This is a genomic window from Pedomonas sp. (assembly GCF_036515995.1).
GTDB lineage: Bacteria > Pseudomonadota > Alphaproteobacteria > Sphingomonadales > Sphingomonadaceae > Pedomonas.
In genome coordinates this window covers 1-24,601 of record NZ_DATBUP010000013.1, presented here as the reverse complement: position 1 = coordinate 24,601, position 24,601 = coordinate 1, and the positions used below count along the sequence as shown (strand labels likewise).

The following is a 24,601-nucleotide window of genomic DNA, read 5'->3' as shown; positions in this document are numbered from 1 at the left end:
CGGAGTAACAACGTGACCCTCACCCTCTGGCACAATCCCCGGTGCAGCACCTCCCGCAAGACGCTCGAGCTTCTGCGGGAGAAGGGCATCGAGCCGAACGTCCGCCTCTATCTGGAAGACGCGCCCACCCGCGCGGAACTGGAAGAGGTGACGGCCCGGCTGCCGGGCGGCGTGTCCTCGCTGGTGAGGTGGAAGGAAGCGGAAGCTGCGCCCCTCAAGGGCGCGGCTGATGCGGACCTGCTGGCCGCCCTGGCCGAGACGCCCCGGCTGATCGAGCGGCCGGTGCTGATCAGGGAAGGCGAGGCGCGCGTCGGCCGCCCGCCGGAGACGGTGCTGGAAATCCTCTGAGTTATTCTCTGAGTTCCGGGGGGACTTCCCGCCAGTCATATATGGGCTTTTTACGCCCCAACGCTTGACCACAGCGTCGTTTCGGTAGAAATATCCACAGCTTTGTGGGGGGCAATTCCCATATTTTGGATGCCTGCTTGGCGGGCCTCCTCTAAGCTGTGGCACTATTTAAACCGGGCCGTGCAAGTCGGCTGCGCAGAATGAGGGATCGATGAGAGTAACGGTCGAACGGGCGGCAGTTCTGAAGGCTCTCGCCCACGTCCAGTCGGTGGTTGAACGCCGTAACACCATTCCCATTCTGTCGAACGTGCTGATTGAAGCCGAAGACGATGGCCTGCGCCTGATGGCGACCGATCTGGACCTCCAGGTGGTCGAGATGGTGCCCGCCACCACGGTGCAGCGCGGCGCGACTACGGTTGCCGCGCACACCATCTTCGACATCGTGCGCAAGCTGCCGGACGGCTCGCAGATCGAGCTGTCGCTGGCGGATGGCCGCCTGTCGGTCGCGGCCGGCCGGTCCCGCTTCCAGCTGGCGACGCTGCCGCGCGACGATTTCCCGATCTTCGCCGAGGGCGACCTGCCGTACAGCTTCACCATTCCGGCGGCCTCCCTGCGGCAGACCATCGACCGCACCCGGTTCGCCATCTCCACCGAAGAGACCCGTTACTACCTGAACGGCATCTTCATGCACGTGACGGACGAGGCCAAGCCGGCCCTGCGCGCCGTTGCCACGGACGGTCACCGTCTCGCCCGCGTCGCGCTCGAGCGGCCGGAAGGCTCCGACGGCATGCCGGACGTGATCGTGCCGCGCAAGGCCGTGGCCGAGGTGCGCAAGCTGCTCGACGAGATGGACGGCGATGTGCGCGTGTCGCTCTCCCAGTCCAAGATCCGCTTCGCGTTCGACAGCGCGGTGCTGACCTCCAAGCTGATCGACGGCACCTTCCCGGACTACAGCCGCGTCATCCCGACGGCGAACGATCGCCTGCTGCGCATCAACGCCAAGGAACTGGCGCAGGGCGTGGACCGCGTGTCGACCATCGCCACCGAGAAGACCCGCGCCGTGAAGCTGAGCCTGGACACCAACAAGGTGACGCTCTCGGTGACGTCTCCGGAGGCAGGCACGGCAGCGGAAGAGATCTCGGCCGAGTATGGCGCGGGTCCGCTGGAAGTGGGCTTCAACTCCCGCTACCTGCTGGACATCCTGAGCCAGATCGAAACCGAAACCGTCGAGGTGCATCTGGCCGATGCGGCCTCGCCGACCCTCATCCGCGAGACGGCCGACTCCCCGGCGATCTTCGTGCTGATGCCGATGCGGGTGTAATACACCGAAACTGCATTGCTTCTGTTTCCAGAGGGCCGTGTCCTTGCATCAAGGGCGCGGCCTTTTTCTTGTTCTCTTTCCCCCTTGACCCTGCTGCCTCTCCACCGTCCTTGCCGCCCGCCGGCCGGGGGGCTACAGAGCTTGCATCATGAGTGCTCCTTCCTCCAGTTGGGTGTCGCGGCTGCTTCTCACCCGCTTCCGGTCCTATGCCGAGGCCAGCCTTGAGGCGGGCCCGGAGCCGGTGGTGCTGACGGGGCCCAACGGCGCGGGGAAGACCAACATTCTGGAGGCGCTCTCCCTGCTCTCTCCGGGGCGGGGGCTGCGCAGCGCCACCTACCGGGAGATGGAGCGCGAGGGCGATCTGCCCGGCTGGGCGGTCGCGGCGCGGCTGACGGGGCGCACCGGCCAGTCCGACGTCGGCACCGGCACCACGGCCGACGCGCGGGACCGCCGCCAGTTCCGCATCGATGGCAGCCCCGCCACCAGCGCGGACCTGCTCGCCACCGTCAACGTGCTGTGGCTGACCCCCTCGATGGACCGCCTGTTCGTGGAAGGGGCGACCTCCCGCCGCAAATTCTTCGACCGCATGGTGCTGGCGCTTTACCCCGAGCATGCGGGACATGTGGCCCGCTATGAGGCGGCGATGCGCGAGCGCGGCCGTCTGCTGGCGGAGGAGCGGGGGGCGGACCCCGTCTGGCTCTCGGCGCTGGAGCGCAAGATGGCGGAGCATGGCGTGGCCGTCGCCGCCGCGCGCCGCGATGCGCTGGGGGCGCTGCAACGGCTGATCGATCTGAAGGATCTGGGCGGGGGCGCAGGCGCGGCCAGTCCGTTCCCCAATGCCATCCTGGCGCTGGAGGGCGAGGTGGAAGCCCGTCTCACCACCGAAAAGGCGCTGGACGTGGAAGACTGGATGGTCGAAACACTGTCCCAGCGGCGCGGGCCGGACCGGATGGCGGGCCGTGCCGGGTTCGGTGTTCACCGCACCGATCTGGTGGTAACACACGCGCCCAAGTCCATGCTGGCCAGCCGCTGCTCAACCGGCGAGCAAAAAGCACTCCTGATCGGTTTGGTCTTGGCTCAGACGCGGCTTGTGGCAGAACTGACAGGTTATTGGCCGCTTCTTTTGCTGGATGAGATCGCGGCACATCTGGACGGCAGACGCCGTGACGCGCTATTTGATATTCTGATGAGCATGGGTGTGCAGGCGTGGATGACCGGAACCGACGCCGACGTCTTTGTCGGACTTAAGGGGCATGCACAGCTCTGGACGATTGATGCCGGTAAACCCCTCCGGCTCGCATTCTAGAACGAGGAAGCATCGTGACTGATGAGACGCTGCCGTCGAACGACAGCTATGGCGCAGAATCCATCAAGGTTCTGAAGGGCCTGGATGCCGTTCGCAAGCGGCCGGGTATGTACATCGGCGATACCGAGGATGGCTCCGGCCTGCATCACATGGTCTTCGAGGTGACGGACAACGCCATCGACGAAGCCCTGGCAGGCTGGTGCGACCGGATTGACATCGTTCTGAACCCGGATGGTTCGGTGACGGTGCGCGACAACGGTCGCGGCATCCCGACCGACATCCACCCGGAAGAGGGCGTCTCGGCGGCCGAGGTCATCATGACCCAGCTGCACGCGGGCGGCAAGTTCGACCAGAACAGCTACAAGGTCTCCGGCGGTCTGCACGGCGTGGGCGTGTCCGTGGTGAACGCCCTGTCGGAATGGCTGGAGCTGCGCATCTGGCGTGACGGCAAGGAGCACTTCCTGCGCTTCCGCCATGGCGATGCCGAAGCGCCGCTGGCCGTCGTCGGCGAGGCGGGCACGGACGAGCGCGGCCGCGAGCGTCGCGGCACGCAGGTGACGTTCCTGCCGGCGACCAGCACCTTCAAGAGCATCGATTTTGACTTCGCCCGCCTGGAACACCGCTTCCGCGAACTGGCGTTCCTGAACTCGGGCGTGCGCCTGTTCGTGACGGACGATCGCCACGCCGAGCCTAAGACAATCGAATTACATTACGAAGGCGGCATTCAGGCCTTCGTGAAGTACATCGACCGGGCCAAGCAGTCCCTGCTGCCCAACCCCATCGCCATTCGCGGCGAGAAGGACGGCATCGGCGTCGACATCTCGCTGCAGTGGAACGACAGCTATTACGAACAGGTGATGTGCTTCACCAACAACATCCCCCAGCGGGATGGCGGCACCCACCTGGCGGCGTTCCGCGCGGCGCTGACCCGCACGCTGAACAACTACGCCGACAGCTCGGGCCTCATGAAGCGCGAGAAGGTCGACCTCTCGGGCGAGGACATGCGCGAGGGCCTGACCGCCGTCGTGTCGGTGAAGGTGCCGGATCCGAAGTTCTCCAGCCAGACCAAGGACAAGCTGGTGTCCTCGGAAGTGCGTGCGCCGGTCGAGAGCATGCTGAACGAGAAGCTGGCGGAGTGGCTGGAAGAAAATCCGGCCATGGCCAAGAACATCGTCCAGAAGATCGTCGATGCCGCCGTGGCGCGCGAGGCCGCCCGCAAGGCGCGCGAACTCACCCGCCGCAAGGGCGCGCTCGACGTGGCGTCGCTCCCCGGCAAGCTGGCGGACTGCCAGGAGCGCGATCCGGCCAAGTCCGAACTGTTCCTGGTGGAGGGTGACTCGGCAGGCGGCTCGGCCAAGCAGGGCCGCAACCGCGGCTTCCAGGCCATTCTGCCGCTGCGAGGCAAGATCCTGAACGTGGAGCGCGCGCGCTTCGACAAGATGCTGTCCTCGCGCGAAATCGGCACCATCATTTCGGCGCTGGGCACCAGCATCGGGCGGGAAGACTTCGACCTGTCCAAGCTGCGCTACCACAAGGTCGTCATCATGACCGACGCCGACGTGGACGGCGCGCACATCCGCACGCTGCTGCTGACGTTCTTCTACCGCCAGATGCGCGAGCTGATCGAGGCGGGCCACCTCTACATCGCCCAGCCGCCGCTGTACAAAGTGGCCAAGGGCCGGTCCGAGGTGTACCTGAAGGACAATGCGGCGCTGGACAACTATCTGGTGGATGCCGGCCTCAGCGACACCGTGATGGTGACGGCCAGCGGCCAGCGCGGCGGGGAAGACCTGCGCAGCCTGGTTGCCCATGCCCGCCGCATCCGCACGCTGCTGGACTACGTGCCGCCGCGCTACAACCCGCTGCTGGTGGAAGAACTGGCCCTGACGGGCGGTCTCGACCCGGCATTGGCGGGAGATGAAGAGGGCAAGGCGAAGCACGCCGGTATCGTTGCCCAGCGTCTCAACGCATGGGACGATGGCGAGTGGACGGGCGAGCCGGCGGCAACCGGCGGCTATCATTTCGTCCGCACCTCGCGCGGCGTTGCCGATCATTACGTGATCGACCGTGGCCTGCTGATTTCGGCCGAAAGCCGCAAGCTGCACGCGGCGGCCAGCGAAGAGGCGGAAAGCTATGCGCAGCCCGCCAAGCTGGGCGATGCCACCATCCGCCGCCCGACCGACTTGCTGGAGCGCGTGCTGACGGTGGGCCGCAAGGGCCTCTCCATTCAGCGCTACAAGGGTCTGGGCGAAATGAACCCGGAGCAGCTTTGGGAAACCACGCTGGACCCGGCCAACCGCACCATGCTTCAGGTGAAGATCGACGACGCCAACTCGGCGGACGAGATGTTCACCAAGCTGATGGGCGATGTGGTGGAACCCCGCCGCGAGTTCATTCAGGACAACGCGCTGACCGTCGCCAACCTCGACGTGTAAGACTGTCAGGGGAAGAACGTAGGGGGTCTGACCTCCTGCGCCCCACTGATTTTAAAGGGCCGTGCCTCCCATCAGAGGCGCGGCCCTTTTGTTTTGCCGGACAGAGCCTATCTGCCCTGTTGATTGCGGGATGCGCTGAAAAGGTGTATAAAGTGCGCATCAGGTTTTTGCGGAGATGATCGATGAGTGTTCGGTTTAATCTTGTCTTGTCCGATGACCTGAACCGGGAAATCGATAAGGCTGCAGAGGAATCCGAAACCAACAAGAGCGAGATTCTGCGCAAGGCGTTGCAGTTGTATCTGGTTGCGCGTGAGGGCAAACGAGAGAAACTGAAGCTGGGCCTGGTCGATCCTCAAACCGGACAGCTCAAGACAGAGATTGTCGGTTTGTGAGCATTATCGACCTGAACAATCCACCACCCGATCATCAATTCAGTCTGTCCGTCAAGCCCGAGGAAACAAACGGCGAGCGCTGGGTTCGTCTGGTCAAAGACCTCGGGCTGTTCTTCTTTGCGATGGCTCTGGTTGCCGTCATCATGTGGATCTGTGTTGACACTTTGCGATCGCCAGCTTCGGCGGACGAGAAGAAGTGGGCTATGTCGATCCTCACCTCCGCCGCTGGCGGCATCATTGGCTACCTGATCCGCAAGTAGAAGTAAGGGCTGTACGGTGATGCCGCGCACGGCCCGAACCCCTCTGCGATAAATCCAAAAACCTCAGCAGGATCAGCGAGCCAGCCACACCCCGGCGGCGGCCAGCATGGCCTCGATGCCGACTTGCAGGGTGGGGGTGATGACCGGCGCAAACTGGGGCGAGTGGTTGGAGGGGATATCGGTCAGGCGGCCGGCGGCCTGCGCCTGCGCGTAGGTCTGCGGATCGACGCCGCCGACGGCCCAGTAGACGGACGGCACGCCCCATGCGCGGGCGAACACGGTGAAATCCTCGCTGGCGGAGGCGGGGGAGATTTCCTGCAGCCGGTCCGCGCCGAAGTGGCCCTTGAAGGCATCGATGATCTTCAGCGTTGCCTGTTCGTCGTTCACCGTCAGGGGGAAGTGGCCCTGCATGGTGAAGGCGGGCGGCTTTTGCGCGCCGGACGCCTCAGCCTCGGCATTGACGATGCGCCTGACCGCCGCCAGCACGGTTTCCCGCACCTGATCGTCATAAGTGCGGATGTTAAGCCGGAGCAGCGCATCGTCGGGGATGATGTTGCCGCTACTGCCGGCCAGCAGCGCGCCCACGGTCACGGCGGCGTTGTCGGCCATGGCGATCTCGCGGGAGATCACGGTTTGCAGGCGCATGACCGTGGCCGCGGCCATCACCACCGGATCGATGGTGGTCTCGGGGGCCGAGCCATGCCCGCCGCGCCCGAACAGGCGCACTTCCATGTTGTCCGACATGGAGAGCATGACGCCGACACGCGCGCCCACCTTGCCCGCAGGCAGGGGCAGGACGTGCTGGCCCAGCACGATGTCCGGCTTGGGGAAGCGCTTGACCATCCCGGCGTCCACCATGGCCTGGGCGCCTTCGCCGGTTTCCTCGGCGGGCTGGAACACGGCCAGAACCGTGCCGCTCCAGCGGTCCTTGTTCTCGGCCAGCATGCGCGTCACGCCCATCAGCCAGGTCACGTGCATGTCATGCCCGCAGGAGTGGGCCACCGGGGTCTGCTGGCCGTCCTGATCGGTAACGGTCTTCTTGCTGGCATAGGGCAGGCCGGTATTCTCCTGCATAGGCAGCGCATCCATGTCGGCGCGCAGCAGCACCGTTGGGCCCGTACCATTGCGCAGCACGCCCACGACGCCCGTGCCGCCAATGCCCTCCGAGACCTCATAGCCCTGCTTGCGCAGCCATTTGGCCGCAATGCCCGCGGTGCGGCGCTCCTGCATCGGCAGTTCGGGGTTGGCGTGAATATCCTTGTAGATGCCCTCAAGCTCGGTGAGCAGCGCCTTGGAAGGCGCGGGAAGAGCGCTTTGTCGTGCGGCTGGAGCCTGCTGCTGGCCGGGGCTCTGGGCCTCTGCCGGCATCGCCCCGCACACGGCGGCAAGAACGGCGCACGCCTTGATCGAGGCCGTCAACGTGCGGATGGGAAAACGTTTGAAAGCGGGCATGGCGGAACCCTTGGCTGCCGGTGACGCGCAAGGGCAGAACCCGGCCCGGGCACGGGGGTTCCCGGTGGCAGATGGGTCAGTTCATTCCGCCGCTTCGGCCATGGTGTAGAAACGGCGGGCGGCGGCCAACTCGTCCATATTGTCCCGGGTCCACGCGCAGATGACGCTGGCGGCCTTCAGGAAGCTCTCTCCCAGCGGCGTCAGGGCATATTCCACGCTGGGCGGCGAGGTGGGGGCGACCGTGCGGCTGACCATGCCGTAGCACTCCAGCCCGCGCAGGGTCTGGGTCAGCATCTTGGCGCTGATGGGGTTGGCGCGGCGCTTCAGTTCGGCGAAGCGCTGCGGGCCTTCGCCCAGCGTGTAGGTGATCAGCAGGGTCCACTTGTCTCCCACCAGATCCATGATCTCGAGGGTGAGCGGATGGTAGGCCGCGCTGGTGCCGGTGCCGGCGTTCAAGGTGGTTTCCATTTGGTAACCTTGTGCCAAAATCGTGCCTTCTTGCCAACGGTTACCACCCTGAATAGCGTTTGCACAGGGAGGAACGAACGTGATCGATTTTACTGGAAAAGTTGTTCTCGTCACCGGCGGCGGCGCAGGCATCGGCCGCGCGACGGCAGAGGCGTTCGGCCGCGCCGGGGCATCGGTGGTGGTTGCGGAAATCAGCGAGGAGCGGGCGAAGGACGTGCGCTCGGCGCTTGACGGCGCAGGCGTTCAGAACCTCGTCTCCGTGACGGACGTCTGCGACCGCGCGGCGGTCGATGCGCTGTTTCAGGCGGTGGACGAGCGCTTCGGCGGGCTGGATGTGGTCGTCAACAACGTCGGTGACTTCCTCGGCATCATCAAGCCGTTCGAATTCTATACTGATGAGGACATTGATCAGGTCTACGCGGTCAACCTCAAGTCGGTCATGCTCGTCAGCCGCGCGGCCATTCCGCTGCTGCGCAAGCGCGGACCGGGCGGCAGCATCATCTCCGTCTCCTCCATCGAGGCGTTCCGCGGCATCCCCAACACCGTGGTCTATTCGGCGATGAAGCACGGCATCACCGGCTTCACCCGCTCGCTGGCGCTGGAGCTGGGGCCGGAGGGCATCCGCGTCAATGCCATCGCCCCGGAGACGACCGAGACGCCGCAGGTGCCTGTCCACGCCATGATCGCGGACGAGCACAAGCACCACACGCCGCGCTGGATTCCGCTGGGCCGCTTCGGCACGCCGGAAGACATGGCGGGCACGGCGCTGTTCCTCGCCTCAGATCTCGCGGGCTGGATCACCGGCACCACGGTCAACGTGGACGGCGGCGCGCTGGCGGCGGCGGGCTGGTACCGCGATCCCAAGGGCATGTGGACCAACGTGCCGGTCGTCACCGGCAACGGCTTCAATTTCTGACACTTGAGGGTCCGCCCCTTCACGGCGGGCCCCTTTCACACACGTACAGGAGAGTTATCCGATGAAGATTCTCGTCGTCGGCGGCACGGGCATGATCGGTGGCCATGCAGCGCTTTATCTGAAGGAACAGGGTCACGACGTGACCATCTCCGGTCGCCGTCCGCCGCAGGCAACGACGCCGCTGGCGGACCTGCCGTTCATTGCGGGCGACTATGTGGAGGGCACCTTCACCCGGGACCAGCTGGCTCCGTTCGAGGCCATCGTGTTCGCGGCAGGCAACGACATCCGCCACATGCCGGCCGGCTCCGACCCGTCGGACTTCTATGCCCACTGTGAGAAGGCCAACTCCATCGCCGTGCCGCGCTTCGCCAAGGAAGCCAAGGACGCCGGGGTGAAGCACTTCATTCACGTCGGCAGCTTCTATCCGCACATCGCGCCGGAGCTGATCGCCACCAACGGCTACATCCGCTCCCGCAAGGATGCGACGGACGGCATCACCGCGCTGGCGGACGACAGCTTCCATGTGTGCAGCCTTGATGCGCCCTTCGTCGTCGGCACCGTGCCGGGCATGAGCCTGCCGATGTTCGAGGCCTACGTGCAGTATGCCGAGGGCAAGCTGGGCATTCCGCCGTTCGGCCCGGCCGGCGGCACCAACTTCATCTCCACCCAGTCCCTGGCCGAGGCGATCAACGGCGCGCTTGAGCGCGGCGAGAACGGCAAGGTCTATCTGGTGGGCGATGAGAACCTGAGCTTCGCCAAGTATTTCGAACTGTTCTTCCGCGCCGTCGGCAACGACGCCGAGGTGCCCTCGCTCGATCAGGAGCACCCGATGCTGCCGGACGGCGCGATCTACACCGGCCGCGGCAACACGGTCTCCTACGAGCCGGACCCGGCCGAGACGGCGCTGCTGGGATACCGGCGCAACGACATTACCCGCGCGGTGAACGAGATTGCCGCCCAGTTCGGCAGCGCGAACTGAGCAGGAACCGGGGGGTGCAGGCAACTGCGCCCCCTCTTTGTATCCGGGCACAAGACCTCGGAGAAAAACAAAGGGGAGAAAGCCATGCCAAACGGAGCAACGCCGGGGTGGATCGAAGCGGAGCAGGCGTTTCGCCGCATCGCCGCCGTGTACGCCAGAGCGATGGACCGCAACGAGCCGGAACTGCTCGATGACATTCTGAGCGAGGATATCGTCGTCGTGGGACCGGGCTTCACCATGCAGGGGCTGGAGCAGGCCCGCCAGAGCCCGGCCATGCTGCGCCAGATGTTCCTGATGACCCAGCACGTGGTCCACAACCAGACGCTGACGGTCGAGGGGGACGAAGCGCGGGGCGAGACCTACTGCACCGCCAGCCACATCCTGCATCCGGAAGGGGAGGCGGAAGCGGAGGCGCAGGGCCACACAGCCTATGTCTGGGCCATCCGCTATCAGGACACGCTCAGGAAGCAGGGCGGCGCGTGGCGGCTTGCCCGCCGCGAGCTGGTGGTGGACTGGAGCGAATACCGCCCCGTCACCCTCGGGCTGGGAGGCGCGGCATGAGCAAGGCTCTGGCAGGAAAGGTCGCGTTCGTCACGGGCGGCAGCGGCGGCATCGGGTCCGCCGTGGCGGAAAGCCTGCTGCGGGACGGCGCGTCCGTTCTCATCATGGGGCGGCGGCAGGCCGCGCTGGAGGATACCCGCCGCCGTTTGCTGGAAGCCGTGCCGGATGGCCGGGTGGAGATTCACGCGGGCGATGCCCTCAGCACCGAAGACGTGCAGGCGGGGCTGGCACGCGCCCACGCCATTGCGGGCCGTCTCGACATTCTGGTTCCGGCGGTGGGCGGCGGCGGCTTCAAGCCGCTGCTGATGCACGATGCCGACAGCTTCCGCGCCGAGCTGGACAACAACATCATCAGCGCTTTCCTCGTCATGCGCTACGGCGCGCCGCTGATGACGCAGGGCGGCTCCATCGTCTGCATCTCGTCCACGGCCGGGGTGACGGCGTTCCCGTGGCTCTCCGCCTACTGCACCGGCAAGGCCGGGCTCGAGGCGCTGATCCGCACCGCGGCTGACGAACTCTCCAGCGCCAACATCCGCGTGAACGCCGTCCGGCCGGGCATGACCCGCACCGAGGCCACCGGGCAGATGTTCGACGCGCCGGACGTCATCGGCGCATTTCTGGAGCAGATCCCCCTCGGCCGGGGCGGCGATCCGGCGGACATCGCGGCGGGCGTGCGCTTCCTCGCCGGGCCGGAGTCCGGCTGGGTCACGGGACAGAGCTTCGCGGTCGATGGCGGGCATGAACTGCGCCGCAACCCGGACCTCACCGCCATGGTCGGCCTGATCTACGGGGAAGAGGCGCTGGCCGCCGTGAAGGCCGGCCGCTCGCCGGAATAAACAAGCATACAGAGGAAGGTATGACGATGAGTTTTGGGGGAAAATCGGTTCTGGTCACCGGCGCGGGCAGCGGTATCGGCCGGGAGACCGCGCTGGCCTTTGCGGCGCAGGGCGCGAAGGTTCTGGTGTCCGACATCACGGAGGCGGGCAGCCGGACGGTGGAGGACATCCGCGCCAAAGGCGGGGAAGCCGTGTTCGTGCGCGGGGACGTCAGCAAGTCGGCGGACGTGAAGGCCATGGTGGCCGAGGCGGCCCGCGCGTTCGGGCGGCTGGACATTGCCGTCAACAACGCGGGCATCGACCCCGAGGTCTCGCCCGAGGCGGAATGGGACGAGGGCGTGTTCGCCAAGGTGATGGCGGTCAACCTCGAGGGCGTGTTCCTGTGCATGAAGCATGAGATCGAGCAGATGCTGGCGCAGGGCGGGGGCGGGTCCATCGCCAACGTCGCCAGCATGGCCGGGCTGATCGGTGTTGGGTACAAGCCCTGCTACACCGCCAGCAAGCATGCGGTTGTCGGCCTGACCCGCGCCTCGGCGCTGCAATATGGCAAGCGCGGCATCCGGGTGAACGCGGTGTGCCCGGCGGCGGTCGATACGCCCATTCTGGCGGGCAACCTGTCATCGCCCGAGGTGCGCGCGATTGTGGATGCCGCCCACCCCATCGGCCGCATGGGCCAGCCGGAAGACATCTCGGCGGCCATCCTGTGGCTGGCGTCCGATCAGGCCGGGTTCGTCACCGGCCACGCCATGGCGGTGGATGGCGGCCTGTCGGTTCAGTAGAGCAGCTTAACCCCAGAGTCAGGTACAGCGCTTCAGGCAAAACCCGGCTTCAACCACCCGGTTGCCGTGGCGACTCTGAAGCGCGCCTGACCGGAGGAAACTGGTCCGTCGTTGCCGTGCTTTCGGCCACTCGTTCCCAAAGATCGGCGTAGGTGATCGGCAGGCCGTCGTCGTCCACGTCGAGAAGGGCCTCGAATTCAGTGCCGACGGAGCGGTAACGGTACTGGTTGGCCGCCAGCCGCTCGTAGGACTGGCCTGCGGCAACGATGTCGAGGGCGGGAAAGAGCATCCACGCGGCGCGGATCTCGGCGGTGGCACCGACAGGCAGCTTCAGCCGGTTGATCGGCAGGGCGTTGGTGGAGGGGCTAACGCCCAGATCCACGTCGGTGCATCCGGCCAGATGGGGCGCATCCTTGCCGTTGAGCCGCCAGCCGCCCAGACCATCATGCTCGAGCTGGAGCGCTGACCGCTTGCCGCCCCAGGTCTGCTCGACATGAACCTGTCGGGTCTGCCAGTGCCTGTCGCAGGCCACGTTGTAGCGGACGTGCAGCGGTATGCCATCCTCCGCGATGAGAACCGTTCCCGAAAGTCGGTAGCCTTCCGGCTCTTCCCGAACCTTGCAATGCTCGAAGCTGGCATCGTCCGCTGTCCGACGCCACATGACTTCCCGTGACTTCGCCATCCCGGCCTTCCCTTGCCGCTTGCACCCACAAAGGTATCAGCGGCCCGTCGCGCTAGGATGTTCCCGACGATGCCCCAAGCCCGAGGCTGGCGCGGATGCGGTCCAGCATGGCGCTGAGGCTGTTGGTGCGGTCGCTGAGGCGGGTCAGCACCAGCGCGCCCTGAATGCGGGCGATCATGTCGTCCGCCTCGTCCGTCGCCTGCGCCTCGGTGCGGCCGAGCTCTTCCAGCGCGCGGGCGATCAGCTTCTGCCAGGCATTGTGGGTGTTGCGAATGTCCTTCCCGAACAGCGGCAGGGCATCGCCCAGAGTCAGCGTGTTCATCAGGCAGGCGGGGGATTCGGTGCCATAGAAGGCGCCGACACCGTCCAGCATGGCCGCCAGCCGCTCGGCCGCAGGCTTGCTGGTCTGGAGCGGCTTGAGAATCAGCAGGGCGAAGTTGCGCCCGGCCTCGGCGAGGGCGGTGCGGCCCAGCTCCGGCTTGCCGCCGGGGTAGCGGTGGTAGAGGCTGGCCTTGGCAATGCCCGTGGCGGCGGCAAGATCAGACAGCGACGCGCCATCGTATCCCTTGTGTTTGAATACGTTGATCAGCCCCTCCACAATGGTGCTGTTGCGGGCGGCGGCATCCTTCACGATCGGGCGGGCCATGGGCGCTGGTGCTCCTGCATTGCCGAGAGTCTTGAGCTGAATATATCATAACCGAACGGTCGGTTACTGTCGAGATCGCATCGTTGCCCGCGTACCAATACTTGCCGGTAATTTGGGTTTTGGAGTAATGCGAGCGGAATAATTAATTGCCGGTTCAGCGCCGCCGTGACATGGCGATGCTGCGCGGTGCCGCAATTTGGGGTGGCTCATCTTGCCGATAGCATCGAGGCACGGTAGCGGTTGTATCCAATGAGCAGAAACAAGTCTTCCCAGCGTCCTGCCGGGCGTCCGCAGTCATCCTCGAAGCAGGGCGGAAAAGGGGTCCTCAAGACCTTCGTCGCGCTGATCGTCGGTGGCGTACTTCTGGTTGTATTGGGTGTTGCCGCCGCAGTCGGCCTGGCCATCCAGTCCCTGCCGACGTACGAGGAGCTGAAAACCCAGCCGCGCGGTCAGATGATCGTCATCAAGGGCATGGACGGCTCCACGATCGTCACCATCGGCCCGTCTTACGGCGAGTGGCTGACCACGCAGGAGCTGCCGGATACCATCAAGGCCGCCATGGTCTCGATCGAGGACCGCCGCTTCTACAGCCACTCGGGCATCGACCCCAAGGGCATCACCCGCGCGGCCCTGCGCAACCTGAAGGCCGGGGCCAACGTGCAGGGCGGCTCCACCATCACGCAGCAGGTTGCCAAGAACCTGTTCTTGACGTCCGAGCGGTCCTACGCCCGCAAGGGGCGCGAGCTGATCCTGGCGCTGGCGCTCGAGTCGCGCTTCAGCAAGGACCAGATCCTCGAGCTGTACCTCAACCGCGTCTACTTCGGCGGCGGCGCGTACGGCGTCGATGCCGCGTCCCGCAAGTTCTTCGGCCATTCGGCCCGCACCCTCAGCCTGCCCGAGGCCACCATCATCGCCGGTCTGGTGAAGGCCCCGACCCGCTATGCGCCCTCGTCCGATCCGGAGAAGGCGCGCGACCGCGCCGAGATCGTGCTCGCCGCCATGGTGGAGACGGGTGCGGTTGCCAGCCAGCAGGCCGAGAAGATCGACCTCGACCGGGTTCAGTTCGCCCGCCAGCCGCGCCAGAACAGCGTGCGCTACTTCACCGACTGGGTGCTGGAGCAGCTCGACAGCATCACCGACGAAGCCGTCGAGCCGCTGGAGATCGAGACGACGCTTGATCCGGCCATGCAGCGCGCGGCGGAAAAGGCGCTGACGGCCCACACGCCGCAGGGCCTTCAGGGCTCGCTCGTCGCCCTCAGCCATGACGGCGCGGTGCGGGCCATGCTGGGCGGCCTCGATTACGTATCGAGCACCTATAACCGCGCCACCGTCGCGCGGCGTCAGCCGGGCTCGGCGTTCAAGCTGTTCGTCTATCTGGCCGGTCTGGAGGCGGGCGTTCGCCCGCAGGACATCTACGTGGACGAGCCGATCACCATCAACGGCTGGTCGCCCTCCAACTCCACCCGCACCTTCCGGGGCCCGGTCTCCGTCGAGCAGGCGTTCGCGCTCTCCATCAACACCGTGGCCGTGCGCGTGGCACAGGAAGCCGGTTTCGATCGGGTGGCCAGCGTTGCCCGCCGCTTCGGCATCACGACGCCGGTGGCGACCACGCCCGCCATGGCGCTGGGCACTTCGGAAGTGCGCGCCATCGACCTGACGTCGGCCTTTGCCGCCGTGGCGCGGGGCGGCACGGAAGTGCGGCCCTACGGCATCCGCACGGTCAAGACCATGAAGGGCAAGGTGCTCTACCAGTACCAGCCCGACTCCCCGCGTGAGCTTGTCCCGCCCGATGTGGCGGCGGACATGACCCGCATGCTCCAGTCCGCCGTGGTCTCCGGCACCGCGCGGCGCGCCGACATCGGCCGCCCGGCAGCGGGCAAGACCGGCACCACCCAGTCCAACCGCGACGGCTGGTTCCTCGGCTTCACGGCGGACCTGACGGCAGGCGTCTGGATGGGTCGCGACGACAACAAGGCCGTACGCGGTCTGGCCGGCGGCGCCGCGCCGACGCTGGCGTGGGCCGACTTCATGCGGGAGGCGACCAAGGGCTTGCCGGTGCAGCCGCTGTTCGTGGATGCCACCGGCATGGACGGCAGCGAGCCGGACGATGAAGCCTACGGCCTGATCTCGGCGGATGAGCTGGCCGTGGCCGGGGATGAGGAAGGCTACATCCTGCCGGATGGCCAGGTCGTCGGCGGTCCGGCCGATGCGACGGGAGACGTGCAGGCCGCGTCCCGCCAGCCGGCGGCACCGCCGCGTCTGGACGACGCCTGGCTTGAGGGTGTGCTGGAGGGTAATGCGGCGGCGGGCGCGGCGGCGGGCTCAAACCCCAATCCGATGTAACTTCGCGCCGTTCTCGCGCAGCCATGCGCGGGGCGGCGTCACCGGCCCGCCGTAGAGCTCGGCGTTGCAAGCCCAGAAGTCCGCGCTGTGGTTCATGTGGCGCAGGTGGGCCACCTCGTGCGCCACCACATACTGGCGCACGAATTCGGGCGCGCAGATCAGCCGCCACGAAAAGCGGATGCGCCCCTGATAGGAGCAGCTGCCCCAGCGTGCGCTCGGGTCGCCGATGGTGACGGCCGTCACCTTGAGCTGGTGCGCGGTGGCAAGGCGCACCGTGCGCTCGGTCAGGTCCTTCAGCGCCTCGTCCTTCAGGAAGCGCTGCACGCGGGCGGCGATGTGCTCCTCCGGCCCGCCCACGATCAGCCGGTTGCCCACCCGCACGGCGCGCCGTCCGGCCTTGGGCTCCCACTCGACCAGTAGATCCTCGCCATTGAACGGCACGCGGCTGCCGTGGCCCACGGTCTCATCGCTCGGCCAGCGGGTCAGCACGTCGGCAATCCACGCCTCCCGCTCGTTCACGAACGCCAGCCCGCTGGCCAGCGACACGCGGCGCGGCAGGCTGAGGCGGAATACGCCCTTGGTGGGAAGCGAGGTGAGGGTGATGCGGCGGGCCCGCGGCATCCGGTGGATTTCCAGCGGAACGGTACGGCCGCCGATGGTCAGCTCGCGGCGTTCGACGGTCACGGTTCCTCGTCGAGGATATGGTCTTCCAGAGGCCCGGCGAACCGCTCCGAGACGGTCCAGCCGCAAATGGATGCGCCGCTCTTGACCGTGGACATGGGGTCGCCCGTCAGCAGCGGGTGCCACTCGGGCAGGTCCTTGCCCTCGGCCACAAGCCGGTAGGCGCAGGTGGCGGGCAGCCATGGCAGCCGCCGCACATCCTTCGCCGTCAGCTTGAGGCAGTCAGGCACCAGCCGCTTGCGCTTGGCGTAGTTGCTGCACCGGGCGGTCTCGAGGTCGAGCAGGCGGCAGGCCACGTTGGTGTGGGCGATCTCGCCGGTGTCCTCGTACTCCAGCTTGTGCAGGCAGCACTTGGCGCAGCCGTCGCACAGCGACTCCCACTCGTCCGGGGTCATGGTCTCAAGCGTCTTGCGCTTCCAGAAGGGGAGGTCAGCTTTCATTCAACCAGTTCGCCGATCCGCTTGGCCATCACGTCAGGGGCGGTGTTCGAGGTGAAGTGCGCCTCATACTCGCCCTCGGGGCTGATGAGGTAAACCAGCGCCGTGTGATCCATCAGGTAATCGCTCGCGCTCTCGTCCTCTCGCTTCACGGCATAGACGCGGTAGGACTTCTTGGCTGCATCCACCTGCGCCGGGGTGCCGGTCAGGCCGATGAGGCGCGGGTGGAACAGGCCCACATATTCCTTGATCGCCGATACCGTGTCCCGCTCGGGGTCGATGGTGATGAACAGCGGCTGTACCTTGGCCGCCGCCTTGGGATTGTCCTTCTCCAGCTGCTCCAGCGCAAGCGAGAGCGTCTGAAGGTCACCCGGACACACGTCAGGGCAATAGGTATAGCCGAAGTAGACCAGCAGGTGCTGGCCCGGCCAGCTCTTCTCGGTCACGGTCTGGCCGTCCTGGTTCACCAGCGTGAACGGCCCGCCGATCGGCACGCGGCCGTTGTCGGCAGTCTGCGAGGCCCGCCAGGTCTGCCACACGAGAACGCCGCCGGCGATGCAAAGCCCAAGAAGCACGACGATGATCGTGGTGTAGGAAAGGGAACGCTTGTTCGTCATGCCGCCTCGTCTTCAGCCGGATGGGGTGAGTTGGTCCGGCTGGGGGTGTACCCTGCTGTCTCCTGCCGATATATAAAATTCATGGAACTCACGGAGAGGAAAAAATGACGCGTGCGATGGGACGCCTGATTCCGGCGATTGCTGCTGTTGTGCTGGGCGTTGCCGCCATGACCGTTCCGGCGTCGGCCGATATTGGCGGTCCGGCCTACCAGTTCATCAAGTCCGTGAAGGACAAGGATCTCTACAAGGCCAACACCCTGCTGTCCGAACCGGGCGCAGCGATTGTGGACTACCGCGACCCCGACACCGGCGAGAGCGCGCTGCACATGGTCGTGAAGCGCCGGGACGTGACGTGGATCAACTTCCTGCTCGGCAAGGGCGCGAATCCCAACGTGGAAGACCGCAACGGCAACACGCCGCTCATCCTTGCCGCGGCGCAGGGCTTCACGGACGGCGTCAGCGCTCTGGTCTCCGGCAAGGCGGACGTGAACCGCCGCAACCGCGCGGGCGAGACGCCGCTGATCAAGGCCGTGCAGGCACTGAACACCCCGTCGGTGCGCGTGTTGATGACGGCCGGGGCCAAGCCTGACCTCACCGACCACGTGACCGGCTACTCCGCGCTCGACTACGCTGAGCGGGATCGTCGCGCCGGGTCCATCCTGCGTCTACTCAAGGCGCCGCCGAAGGCAGACTGACGCCCGCCTGCCGCGCGCGGGTCCGCCACAGGAGAGGCTAAACGTCGCAACGGGGGCGTTACGAGTAAAACCTTGCCCCATTCTCATGTAGTTACACGTTTAGAAAGTAGGCTGACATGGCGTATGGCGGAGCCGTGACGCGGGACAGAGACCAGAGTGAGGCGGCAACAGGGCCTTTGGTTCTGGGGTTGCCGGGCGTGAGAGTGCGCACCTTGCTGACGATCCGCTGGATCGCCATCATCGGTCAGCTCGTGACTCTCGTGATCGTCGGGCTGGTGCTCCAGTACCCGCTGCCGGTCTGGCCCATCCTTGCGGCGCTGGCGGCCTCGGTTGCCGTCAACATCGGCTCCATGCTGCTGCACCCGGCCAAGGCGTACCTCACCGGGCGCGAAGCCACCATCCATCTGGCGTTCGACCTGCTCCAGCTTGCGGTGCTGCTGTACCTGACCGGCGGGCTCATCAACCCGTTCTCCATGCTCATTCTGGTGCCGGTCACCATCTCGGCGACGCTGCTGTCGCTGCGGAACACCGTCTTCCTGTTCCTGCTGGCAACGGCCTGTCTCTCGGCGCTGTCCGTCTCTCACCTGCCGCTGCCGTGGCCAGGCGAGGCGCTGACGCTGCCGGTGGGTTACCGCGTCGGCCAGTGGGTGGCGCTGGTGCTCGGCATGGCGTTCCTGGCGGCCTATGCGTGGCAGGTCTCCGCCGAAGGGCGGCGGCGGCAGCTGGCGCTGGTGGCGACGCAGACCGCGCTGGCGCGGGAGCAGAAGATGTCGGCCCTCGGCTCGCTGGCGGCGGCGGCCGCGCACGAGCTGGGCGGGCCGCTCGGCACCATCACCCTCATCGCGCGGGAGCTTGACGACCAGCTCGGCAACGATCCCGATTTCGGCTCCGACATCCGCCTGCTGCGGGACGAGGCGGCTCGCTGCCGCGAGATCCTGGTGGGCATCGCCCGCCGCGCGGAGGCGGAGCAGCCGTTCCCGGCCCTGCCGCTCGACACCCTGATGCATGAGGTGTTCCAGCCGTTCGAGGGTCGGAACATCGATCTTTCGGTCAGCTTCACCAACAAGACCAAGGACGCGCGGCCACTGACGGTCGCCCGCTCGCCCGAGCTGATGCACGGCCTTGCCAACCTCGTGTCCAACGCCGTGCGCCACGCGGGCACGCTGGTGGCGGCGGAGATCACGGAAGACCGCGATCTCGTGTGCCTGCGCATCTGGGATGACGGCGAAGGCTTCGACCCCGTTCTGCTGCCGCGCCTTGGCGAGCCCTACCTCGGCCCGTCCCAATCCGGCTCGGGCGGCACGGGCCTCGGCATTTTCATTGCAACGACCCTGCTGGAGCGCACCGGCGCGACGCTCAGCTTCACCAACCGCGACGAAGGCGGAGCTCAGGTGGACATCTGCTGGCCGCGACGCACATTTAGCGCAGAGGAGATCAGACCATGACTTCGGTTTCCAACGATGACATGACGCTGCTGCTGGTGGATGACGACGCGGCTTTCCGGCAGCGGCTGGCGGTCACGCTGGAGCGCCGGGGCTTCGCGGTCAACATGGCCTCCGGCGTTGCCGAGGCCCGCAAGCTGGCGGCCCAGCTCAAGCCCGCCTTCGCGGTGGTGGACATGCGGCTGGAAGACGGCAACGGCCTGGATGTGGTCTCGGACCTGCGCCAGCTCCGCCCGGACATCCGCGCCATCATCCTGACCGGCTATGGCAACCTTGCAACGGCGGTGGCCGCGGTGAAGACCGGCGCGGTCGATTACCTCGCCAAGCCCGCCGATCCCGATGACATCGTCAAGGCGCTGCTGGCGGAAGAGGGGGAGCGCCCGCAGCCGCCGGAGGAGCCCATGTCGGCAGACCGCGTGCGGTGGGAGCATATCCAGCGGGTCTATGAACTGTGCGGCCGCAACGTCTCGGAAACCGCCCGGCGGCTGAAGATGCACCGCCGCACCCTTCAGCGCATCCTCTCCAAGCGCTCGCCGAAGTAATCACGCCTGTCGTTTATGTATAAACGGGGGCGCAGCCCGGTCAGTTGCGCTCCTGATGCAGCCACCAGCTCTGCTCGTTGATGGAGTAGATCGGACGGTAGTGCACAATCGCCTTGTCGGGCATCACTTCCTTGATCTGGTTGTCCAGAATCAGCCACTGCTCCCCATGGCGCACGGCCAGAATGGCGTGGGGGATGCCGAGGTTGAGGTCCTGCAGCACCACGATGCGCATGTCGCCCGGCGGGAACCCCACAGCCTTCAGCGCCATGTACTTGGCGATGGCGTAGTCCTCGCAGTCGCCGTCGTGCTCGAGGAATTCGTCCACCGTCGCCCAGTAGTCCGAAACACCCCAGTTCTCCTGATCGAGCACGTAAGGGATTCGGTTCAGCTCGCGGTTGGCGGTTTCAATCTGCGCGCGGCGGTCGAGGCCGCGCAGGCTCTCGATCAGCTTCGGCCAGGTGGGGCGGCTGCATCCCACGGACGAATCGGGAATGCACCGTCCGCTCTGGGCGAGGCGTCCGCCGGAGGGCGCAGGCGTTCTAGCCATGGCGGCCCCGTTGGCCCCGGTGTTGCGCGTCAGCATGTCCGTCCACTTTCGGAACGTCCCGATGGTGGAGTGGCGCGTTTCATTCGTGCCGAAAATACCCGCAGGGGCCGCAGCGGCTTGCACCGGAGCAGCCACCAGCAACAGGGCGGCGAGAATGAACTTACGCATGGTTCCGTTCATTGAGCAAAGTGGTTTATACTCCGTCAACATTCGGGAGGCGGGGCGTGGCAATATCGAAGCTGAATAGCGACAACGGCACTCTCAAAGGTCAGGTTTGGGTCTGGCTGGCAGGGGTTGGTCTCTTTTTCATACTGGGCCTCATCCTTGCCTTTGTGGTGGCCAATCGCGACCGCGAGAGGGCCGAGGAACTGCTCGAACAGGAAATGGCGCTGGTCGCCAGTGGCCGTGCCCAGGCTGTGAGCGGCTGGCTGAGCGATCAGCGCGTCCTTATGGAACGCCTTGCATCCAATCCGGCTGTCGCAATCTATTCAATGGGCAGTCAGGCCGGGGCCATTCAGCAGGGCCAGGCGCAATATCTTGGCCGCCTTCTGGAAACGACGGCAGCGCAAACCGGCTTCGCCCACGGCATGCCGCAGCTGCGCGCCAACGTGGACCTGCCGCCCTCGCCGGGCCTTGCGGTTCTCTCGCCCGAGGGGCGCTCCATCGCCATGTACGGCGGCCCCCTGCCGGATCCGCGCGCCTACATCGCCGATGCCGCCAAGGGCACGGTGATCGATTACGACCTTAGGCTCCAGAACCAGCCAGTGCTGGCACTGCTGACCCCGGTGCCTGATCCGCAGGGCGGCATGCCGGTCGCCTATGTCTATGGCGTTCGCGCGCTGGAGAACGCCCAGCCCGCACTGGTCACGCCAACCGAGCGCTTCGCCTCGGCCCGGGCCGGCCTCATTCTTAAAGGCGCCATCCTCGTCGGTGATGCCGACCGGCTCCCGGCTCCGGCCCAGCTTGCCGAATTCGCCGCCGCGCCCGGGCGGCTGCACACCTACGGCAACGCGCTGGTCATGGTCCAGCCGGTGCCGGGCACGCCCTTGCACGTGGTGCGGGTGGTGGATGCCGCCGAAGGGCTCGAGCCCATCAACACCCAGTGGCGTCTGCGGCTGCTCAGCCTGCTCGGCCTCGTGGCGTTCGTCACCGCGCTCATCCTGCTGGCCTGGCGGCACGGCGCGTCGCAGCGCGCGGCCCAGTCCGCGCGGGAGGCCCGGCAGACGGCGGAGCGCGAGGCGCAACTGCACGCCTTCATGGCGACCATCGCCGACCGTCAGCCGACCCTGATCGGCGTCGTTGACAAGAACGGCCTGCTTCGCTTCTCCAACGCGCGCCTCAGAGACTGGCTGGAGGGCGGGGAAGACATGCACGGCGTGCCGCTGGCCAAGCTGTTCGGCCCGGCAGAGGCTGACATTTCGGCCCTCATCGCTGCGGCAGGCAGCACGGATGTGGCCGAGGCGCTGGTCAGCCTGCGCGATCCTCACGGCAACGAGCGCCGCCATCAGGTGGAAGCCGTCACCCTGCCGGATGGCGATACGCTGCTGGTCGCCAATGACATCACTGACCTGCTGGCCGAACGGGCCCGGCGCGAGGCCAACATGAAGGCACTGGTGCTGGCGCTGACCGGCCTCATCGACGCGCGCGACCCCGGCAGCCGCCACCATTCCGAGAAGGTCTCCGGCATCGCCGCCGCCACCGCCGCCGAACTGGGCATGCAGTCGGGCGAAGTGGAGACGGTGCGGCTTGCGGGCCAACTGATGAACCTCGGCAAGATCATGGTGCCGCGTCACATCCTGCTGAAGCAGGGACCGCTGACGGAGGAGGAGCGGGCCATCGTGCGCGCGGCCATGGCCCAGAGCGCCGGCATCCTTGCCAACGTGCCGTTCGACGGCCCGGTTTCGGAGACCATCGCGGGCGTGGAAGCGCCGGAGCCGCCCGAGCTGTCGCGCGTGCTGCGGCTGGCCAATGCGCTGGTCGGCATGGTCAGCCCCCGCGCCTTCCGCAGCCCCATGCCGTTGCAGGACGCCATGGAGCAGCTGCGCCGCAACGCCCAGCCCGAAGACGTCCAGATCCTCTCCGCCCTCAGCCATGTGCTCGACAATCGCGGCGGCAGGGAACTGCTGGGAGTGTAAGGCAGGGCTCCACGGAGGGCCGCCGCGCAGAACGGTTATCCGCCGGCCCGGCCATCGTTTCCGGTTCGCCGGGATAGATGCCGATGGGTCTGCGTTCGGGATGCTGAGGCCAGCAGTGGAGTAAGCGCCCGTGAAATCAATCGTGATCGTCGGCGGCGGGGTTGCCGGACTGGCTCTGGCGACGAAGCTGGGCCGTCGTTACGGCCGCAAGGGCAAGGCGGACATCATCCTGATCGATCGCAGCTTTGCCCATGTGTGGAAGCCCATGCTCCACACCTTCGCTGCGGGAACGGCCAACGCCTATCAGCAGCGCATTCCTTTCATTCCTCATGCCGCGCGGTCAGGGTTCCGCTTTCTGCCGGGAAGTCTGGGCGCGGTGGATCGGGCCGCGCAGACGATCACGGTAGAGCCCATCATCGCCTCGGACGGGGAGATTCTGGTCAGCCAGCGGCGCATCCGGTTCGATTGCCTTATCCTCGCTGCGGGCAGCAAGGCCAATGATTTCGCCACGCCGGGCGTCATCGACCACTGCTTCTTCATCGACGATCTGGTGCAGGCGGAAAACTTCAACGACAGGCTCTACGAGGGCATGCTGCGCACGGCCAGCGAGGGCCACCCCCTTACCATCGCCATTGTCGGCGGCGGCGCGACGGGCGTGGAGCTTGCCACCGAGATCAGCCAGCTGCTCGAGATCGCAGACAGCTACGGCGTGGAGGGCCTGCTGCCCCGGCTGCGACTGACGCTCATCGAAAGCGGGCCACGTATCCTTCCCAGCTTTCCGGAAGACATCTCGCAGGCCGCCACGCAGCAGATGCGGGACCTCGGCATCGAGGTGCTGACCGGCACGCAGGTTTCCGGTGCGGATGCGGACGGCTTTCTGCTCGCCAATGGCGGTCGCATCGATGCGCGCCTGCGGGTATGGGCCGCCGGCGTCAAGGCGTCCGACGCCATCGCCGGCCTTGCCGGGTTCGAGCAGACCCGGGCCGGACAGCTGGTGGTCAAGCCAACGCTGCAAACCACGGTGGATGACCGGGTGTTCGCCGTGGGGGATTGCGCAAGCTTCATCCCGCCCGGCGCGGACCGGCCGCTGCCGCCCACGGCGCAGGTCGCCCGGCAGCAGGCGGCCCATCTGAGCAAGCATCTGCCCGGCTGGCTTGAGGGCGGAAGCCTGCCGCCCTTCGAGTTCCGGGATCTGGGTTCTCTCGTGTCGCTGAGCAACTACAACGCCTACGGCACCCTCGGTCGGTACGGCCTGTTCAAGGGGCGATCGATCCGGGGGCGCTTCGCCCAGCTCAGCCATGCCATGCTCTACCGCCTGCATCAGGCAGAGATTCACGGCCTCGGGCGGGCCATCGCCATCTGGCTGTCGGATTTCATCGCCACGGCGGTAAATTACCGGATCCGTGTCAGTTAGAGCAGCGCTCAAGCAGGGTGGAGCACCTTGCAGCGAACAAGGTGGGACCAGCAAAAGGCTCCGGGCTTCGGCCTTACCCCTCGAAACCGGGGTCGAGGTGGTAGAACAGGCGGTGCGCGGCGTGGCGGGCGAAGCGCAGCGTCTCGGTCTTGCGGCGGCTGGCGTTCAGCGGCAGGGCCGGGGCGGGGCGGAGGACGGCCGCCTCGAAGCGATCGGCGATGATCAGTCCCGCCCGCTCCGGTGCGAAGGCGGGGGTGTGAAAGTCGTCCAGCGGAAAGCCCGCGGGCACGGCGAAATAGAACTCGTCGCAGTAATCGAGATACTCCGGCCACTTGGCATCGCCGCGCAGGTCAGAGAGCGAAACCTT

The 24,601-nt window shown here is 66.5% G+C and carries 26 protein-coding genes; 17 read left to right on the top strand and 9 right to left on the bottom strand.

Features of this window, described 5'->3' with window-relative positions; all coding sequences use genetic code 11:
- The first annotated feature begins 12 nt into the window (after positions 1–12).
- The 6 genes from arsC to VIG90_RS01210 all read left to right on the top strand — a co-directional run bounded on the left by arsC (position 13) and on the right by VIG90_RS01210 (position 6,062).
- Entirely contained in the window at positions 13–348 is a 336-nt protein-coding gene (gene arsC, locus VIG90_RS01235) for an arsenate reductase (glutaredoxin) (RefSeq protein WP_331591582.1), read from the top strand.
- 211 nt (positions 349–559) lie between these two features.
- On the top strand, positions 560–1,669 hold the full coding sequence (gene dnaN / locus VIG90_RS01230; protein WP_331591581.1) for a DNA polymerase III subunit beta: 1,110 nt from the start codon (positions 560–562) through the stop codon (positions 1,667–1,669).
- A gap of 148 nt (positions 1,670–1,817) precedes the next feature.
- Positions 1,818–2,975, top strand: a complete 1,158-nt coding sequence (gene recF, locus VIG90_RS01225; RefSeq protein ID WP_331591580.1) for a DNA replication/repair protein RecF — start codon at positions 1,818–1,820, stop codon at positions 2,973–2,975.
- 14 nt (positions 2,976–2,989) lie between these two features.
- Entirely contained in the window at positions 2,990–5,410 is a 2,421-nt protein-coding gene (gene gyrB / locus VIG90_RS01220) for a DNA topoisomerase (ATP-hydrolyzing) subunit B (protein ID WP_331591579.1), read from the top strand.
- A gap of 182 nt (positions 5,411–5,592) precedes the next feature.
- Entirely contained in the window at positions 5,593–5,802 is a 210-nt protein-coding gene (locus VIG90_RS01215; RefSeq protein ID WP_331591578.1) for a ribbon-helix-helix protein, CopG family, read from the top strand.
- Positions 5,799–6,062 (top strand): hypothetical protein, encoded by a 264-nt coding sequence (locus tag VIG90_RS01210; RefSeq protein ID WP_331591577.1) that lies wholly within the window; start codon positions 5,799–5,801, stop codon positions 6,060–6,062. Before VIG90_RS01215 ends, VIG90_RS01210 begins: the two co-directional genes overlap by 4 nt.
- Before the next feature lie 72 nt (positions 6,063–6,134).
- On the opposite strand, the gene VIG90_RS01205 is transcribed toward VIG90_RS01210, so the two are convergent.
- Positions 6,135–7,514, bottom strand: a complete 1,380-nt coding sequence (locus VIG90_RS01205; protein WP_331591576.1) for an amidohydrolase — start codon at positions 7,512–7,514, stop codon at positions 6,135–6,137.
- Positions 7,515–7,595: 81 nt separating this feature from the next.
- Positions 7,596–7,982, bottom strand: coding sequence for a helix-turn-helix domain-containing protein (locus tag VIG90_RS01200; RefSeq protein ID WP_331591575.1), 387 nt, complete (start codon positions 7,980–7,982; stop codon positions 7,596–7,598).
- A 79-nt stretch (positions 7,983–8,061) separates the two neighbouring features.
- On the opposite strand from VIG90_RS01200, the gene VIG90_RS01195 reads away from it, so the two are divergent.
- From VIG90_RS01195 to VIG90_RS01175, 5 genes are all read left to right on the top strand, one after another.
- Positions 8,062–8,898 (top strand): SDR family NAD(P)-dependent oxidoreductase, encoded by an 837-nt coding sequence (locus tag VIG90_RS01195; protein ID WP_331591574.1) that lies wholly within the window; start codon positions 8,062–8,064, stop codon positions 8,896–8,898.
- A 61-nt stretch (positions 8,899–8,959) separates the two neighbouring features.
- Positions 8,960–9,877 carry an NAD(P)-dependent oxidoreductase gene (locus tag VIG90_RS01190; protein WP_331591573.1) on the top strand — a complete coding sequence of 306 codons (918 nt, stop codon included), beginning with the start codon at positions 8,960–8,962 and terminating at the stop codon, positions 9,875–9,877.
- 84 nt (positions 9,878–9,961) lie between these two features.
- Positions 9,962–10,438, top strand: a complete 477-nt coding sequence (locus VIG90_RS01185) for a nuclear transport factor 2 family protein (protein WP_331591572.1) — start codon at positions 9,962–9,964, stop codon at positions 10,436–10,438.
- Complete coding sequence (locus VIG90_RS01180) at positions 10,435–11,274, top strand: SDR family oxidoreductase (protein WP_331591571.1); 840 nt, start codon at positions 10,435–10,437, stop codon at positions 11,272–11,274. Before VIG90_RS01185 ends, VIG90_RS01180 begins: the two co-directional genes overlap by 4 nt.
- A 20-nt stretch (positions 11,275–11,294) precedes the next feature.
- Positions 11,295–12,053, top strand: coding sequence for a glucose 1-dehydrogenase (locus tag VIG90_RS01175; RefSeq protein ID WP_331591569.1), 759 nt, complete (start codon positions 11,295–11,297; stop codon positions 12,051–12,053).
- A 49-nt stretch (positions 12,054–12,102) separates the two neighbouring features.
- On the opposite strand, the gene VIG90_RS01170 is transcribed toward VIG90_RS01175, so the two are convergent.
- Together VIG90_RS01170 and VIG90_RS01165 are read right to left on the bottom strand one after the other, a co-directional pair.
- Positions 12,103–12,735 (bottom strand): putative glycolipid-binding domain-containing protein, encoded by a 633-nt coding sequence (locus VIG90_RS01170; protein WP_331591568.1) that lies wholly within the window; start codon positions 12,733–12,735, stop codon positions 12,103–12,105.
- Positions 12,736–12,787: 52 nt separating this feature from the next.
- Positions 12,788–13,381 carry a TetR/AcrR family transcriptional regulator gene (locus VIG90_RS01165; RefSeq protein ID WP_331591566.1) on the bottom strand — a complete coding sequence of 198 codons (594 nt, stop codon included), beginning with the start codon at positions 13,379–13,381 and terminating at the stop codon, positions 12,788–12,790.
- A 249-nt stretch (positions 13,382–13,630) separates the two neighbouring features.
- Here VIG90_RS01165 and VIG90_RS01160 point away from each other — a divergent pair, with 249 nt between their 5' ends.
- Positions 13,631–15,724, top strand: a complete 2,094-nt coding sequence (locus tag VIG90_RS01160; RefSeq protein WP_331591565.1) for a PBP1A family penicillin-binding protein — start codon at positions 13,631–13,633, stop codon at positions 15,722–15,724.
- Here VIG90_RS01160 and VIG90_RS01155 read toward each other — a convergent pair.
- Genes VIG90_RS01155 through VIG90_RS01145 form a run of 3 tightly spaced genes read right to left on the bottom strand, consistent with a single transcriptional unit; the run spans position 15,704 to position 17,459 of the window.
- Positions 15,704–16,408, bottom strand: coding sequence for a SprT family zinc-dependent metalloprotease (locus VIG90_RS01155; RefSeq protein ID WP_331591564.1), 705 nt, complete (start codon positions 16,406–16,408; stop codon positions 15,704–15,706). The genes VIG90_RS01160 and VIG90_RS01155 overlap by 21 nt on opposite strands.
- Positions 16,405–16,845 (bottom strand): YcgN family cysteine cluster protein, encoded by a 441-nt coding sequence (locus VIG90_RS01150; protein ID WP_331591562.1) that lies wholly within the window; start codon positions 16,843–16,845, stop codon positions 16,405–16,407. Before VIG90_RS01150 ends, VIG90_RS01155 begins: the two co-directional genes overlap by 4 nt.
- Positions 16,842–17,459 carry an SCO family protein gene (locus VIG90_RS01145; RefSeq protein ID WP_331591561.1) on the bottom strand — a complete coding sequence of 206 codons (618 nt, stop codon included), beginning with the start codon at positions 17,457–17,459 and terminating at the stop codon, positions 16,842–16,844. The genes VIG90_RS01150 and VIG90_RS01145 overlap by 4 nt, the downstream gene beginning before the upstream one ends.
- 104 nt (positions 17,460–17,563) lie before the next feature.
- Here VIG90_RS01145 and VIG90_RS01140 point away from each other — a divergent pair, with 104 nt between their 5' ends.
- The 3 genes from VIG90_RS01140 to VIG90_RS01130 all read left to right on the top strand — a co-directional run bounded on the left by VIG90_RS01140 (position 17,564) and on the right by VIG90_RS01130 (position 20,138).
- Positions 17,564–18,154, top strand: a complete 591-nt coding sequence (locus tag VIG90_RS01140) for an ankyrin repeat domain-containing protein (protein ID WP_331591560.1) — start codon at positions 17,564–17,566, stop codon at positions 18,152–18,154.
- Positions 18,155–18,288: 134 nt separating this feature from the next.
- Positions 18,289–19,599 carry an ActS/PrrB/RegB family redox-sensitive histidine kinase gene (locus VIG90_RS01135; protein WP_331591559.1) on the top strand — a complete coding sequence of 437 codons (1,311 nt, stop codon included), beginning with the start codon at positions 18,289–18,291 and terminating at the stop codon, positions 19,597–19,599.
- Entirely contained in the window at positions 19,596–20,138 is a 543-nt protein-coding gene (locus VIG90_RS01130; protein WP_331591558.1) for an ActR/PrrA/RegA family redox response regulator transcription factor, read from the top strand. Before VIG90_RS01135 ends, VIG90_RS01130 begins: the two co-directional genes overlap by 4 nt.
- Before the next feature lie 40 nt (positions 20,139–20,178).
- On the opposite strand, the gene VIG90_RS01125 is transcribed toward VIG90_RS01130, so the two are convergent.
- A complete protein-coding gene (locus VIG90_RS01125) occupies positions 20,179–20,853 on the bottom strand; it encodes a transglutaminase-like cysteine peptidase (protein ID WP_331591555.1) in 675 nt (224 codons plus the stop codon).
- A 56-nt stretch (positions 20,854–20,909) separates the two neighbouring features.
- Between VIG90_RS01125 and VIG90_RS01120 the strand changes: the two genes are divergently transcribed.
- Both VIG90_RS01120 and VIG90_RS01115 read left to right on the top strand, forming a co-directional pair.
- The gene (locus tag VIG90_RS01120) at positions 20,910–22,820 is read left to right on the top strand and encodes an HD-GYP domain-containing protein (RefSeq protein ID WP_331591554.1); all 1,911 of its coding nucleotides are present in this window, start codon (positions 20,910–20,912) and stop codon (positions 22,818–22,820) included.
- A gap of 130 nt (positions 22,821–22,950) precedes the next feature.
- Positions 22,951–24,234 carry an NAD(P)/FAD-dependent oxidoreductase gene (locus VIG90_RS01115; protein ID WP_331591553.1) on the top strand — a complete coding sequence of 428 codons (1,284 nt, stop codon included), beginning with the start codon at positions 22,951–22,953 and terminating at the stop codon, positions 24,232–24,234.
- 73 nt (positions 24,235–24,307) lie between these two features.
- Here the strand turns inward: VIG90_RS01115 and VIG90_RS01110 are convergent.
- The coding region (locus VIG90_RS01110) for an MmcB family DNA repair protein (RefSeq protein ID WP_331591552.1) at positions 24,308–24,601 on the bottom strand (294 nt) is incomplete at its 5' end.

What these genes read in the sequence shown, in the direction of transcription:
- VIG90_RS01150 (WP_331591562.1), bottom strand. Translation starts at nt 16,845, where the DNA reads ATGAAAGCTGACCTCCCCTTCTGGAAGCGCAAGACGCTTGAGACCATG.
- recF (WP_331591580.1), top strand. Translation starts at nt 1,818, where the DNA reads ATGAGTGCTCCTTCCTCCAGTTGGGTGTCGCGGCTGCTTCTCACCCGC.
- VIG90_RS01205 (WP_331591576.1), bottom strand. Translation starts at nt 7,514, where the DNA reads ATGCCCGCTTTCAAACGTTTTCCCATCCGCACGTTGACGGCCTCGATC.
- VIG90_RS01145 (WP_331591561.1), bottom strand. Translation starts at nt 17,459, where the DNA reads ATGACGAACAAGCGTTCCCTTTCCTACACCACGATCATCGTCGTGCTT.
- VIG90_RS01140 (WP_331591560.1), top strand. Translation starts at nt 17,564, where the DNA reads ATGACGCGTGCGATGGGACGCCTGATTCCGGCGATTGCTGCTGTTGTG.
- VIG90_RS01165 (WP_331591566.1), bottom strand. Translation starts at nt 13,381, where the DNA reads ATGGCCCGCCCGATCGTGAAGGATGCCGCCGCCCGCAACAGCACCATT.
- VIG90_RS01175 (WP_331591569.1), top strand. Translation starts at nt 11,295, where the DNA reads ATGACGATGAGTTTTGGGGGAAAATCGGTTCTGGTCACCGGCGCGGGC.
- VIG90_RS01160 (WP_331591565.1), top strand. Translation starts at nt 13,631, where the DNA reads ATGAGCAGAAACAAGTCTTCCCAGCGTCCTGCCGGGCGTCCGCAGTCA.
- VIG90_RS01170 (WP_331591568.1), bottom strand. Translation starts at nt 12,735, where the DNA reads ATGGCGAAGTCACGGGAAGTCATGTGGCGTCGGACAGCGGACGATGCC.
- VIG90_RS01190 (WP_331591573.1), top strand. Translation starts at nt 8,960, where the DNA reads ATGAAGATTCTCGTCGTCGGCGGCACGGGCATGATCGGTGGCCATGCA.
- VIG90_RS01215 (WP_331591578.1), top strand. Translation starts at nt 5,593, where the DNA reads ATGAGTGTTCGGTTTAATCTTGTCTTGTCCGATGACCTGAACCGGGAA.
- VIG90_RS01200 (WP_331591575.1), bottom strand. Translation starts at nt 7,982, where the DNA reads ATGGAAACCACCTTGAACGCCGGCACCGGCACCAGCGCGGCCTACCAT.
- dnaN (WP_331591581.1), top strand. Translation starts at nt 560, where the DNA reads ATGAGAGTAACGGTCGAACGGGCGGCAGTTCTGAAGGCTCTCGCCCAC.
- VIG90_RS01130 (WP_331591558.1), top strand. Translation starts at nt 19,596, where the DNA reads ATGACTTCGGTTTCCAACGATGACATGACGCTGCTGCTGGTGGATGAC.
- VIG90_RS01185 (WP_331591572.1), top strand. Translation starts at nt 9,962, where the DNA reads ATGCCAAACGGAGCAACGCCGGGGTGGATCGAAGCGGAGCAGGCGTTT.
- VIG90_RS01180 (WP_331591571.1), top strand. Translation starts at nt 10,435, where the DNA reads ATGAGCAAGGCTCTGGCAGGAAAGGTCGCGTTCGTCACGGGCGGCAGC.
- VIG90_RS01125 (WP_331591555.1), bottom strand. Translation starts at nt 20,853, where the DNA reads ATGCGTAAGTTCATTCTCGCCGCCCTGTTGCTGGTGGCTGCTCCGGTG.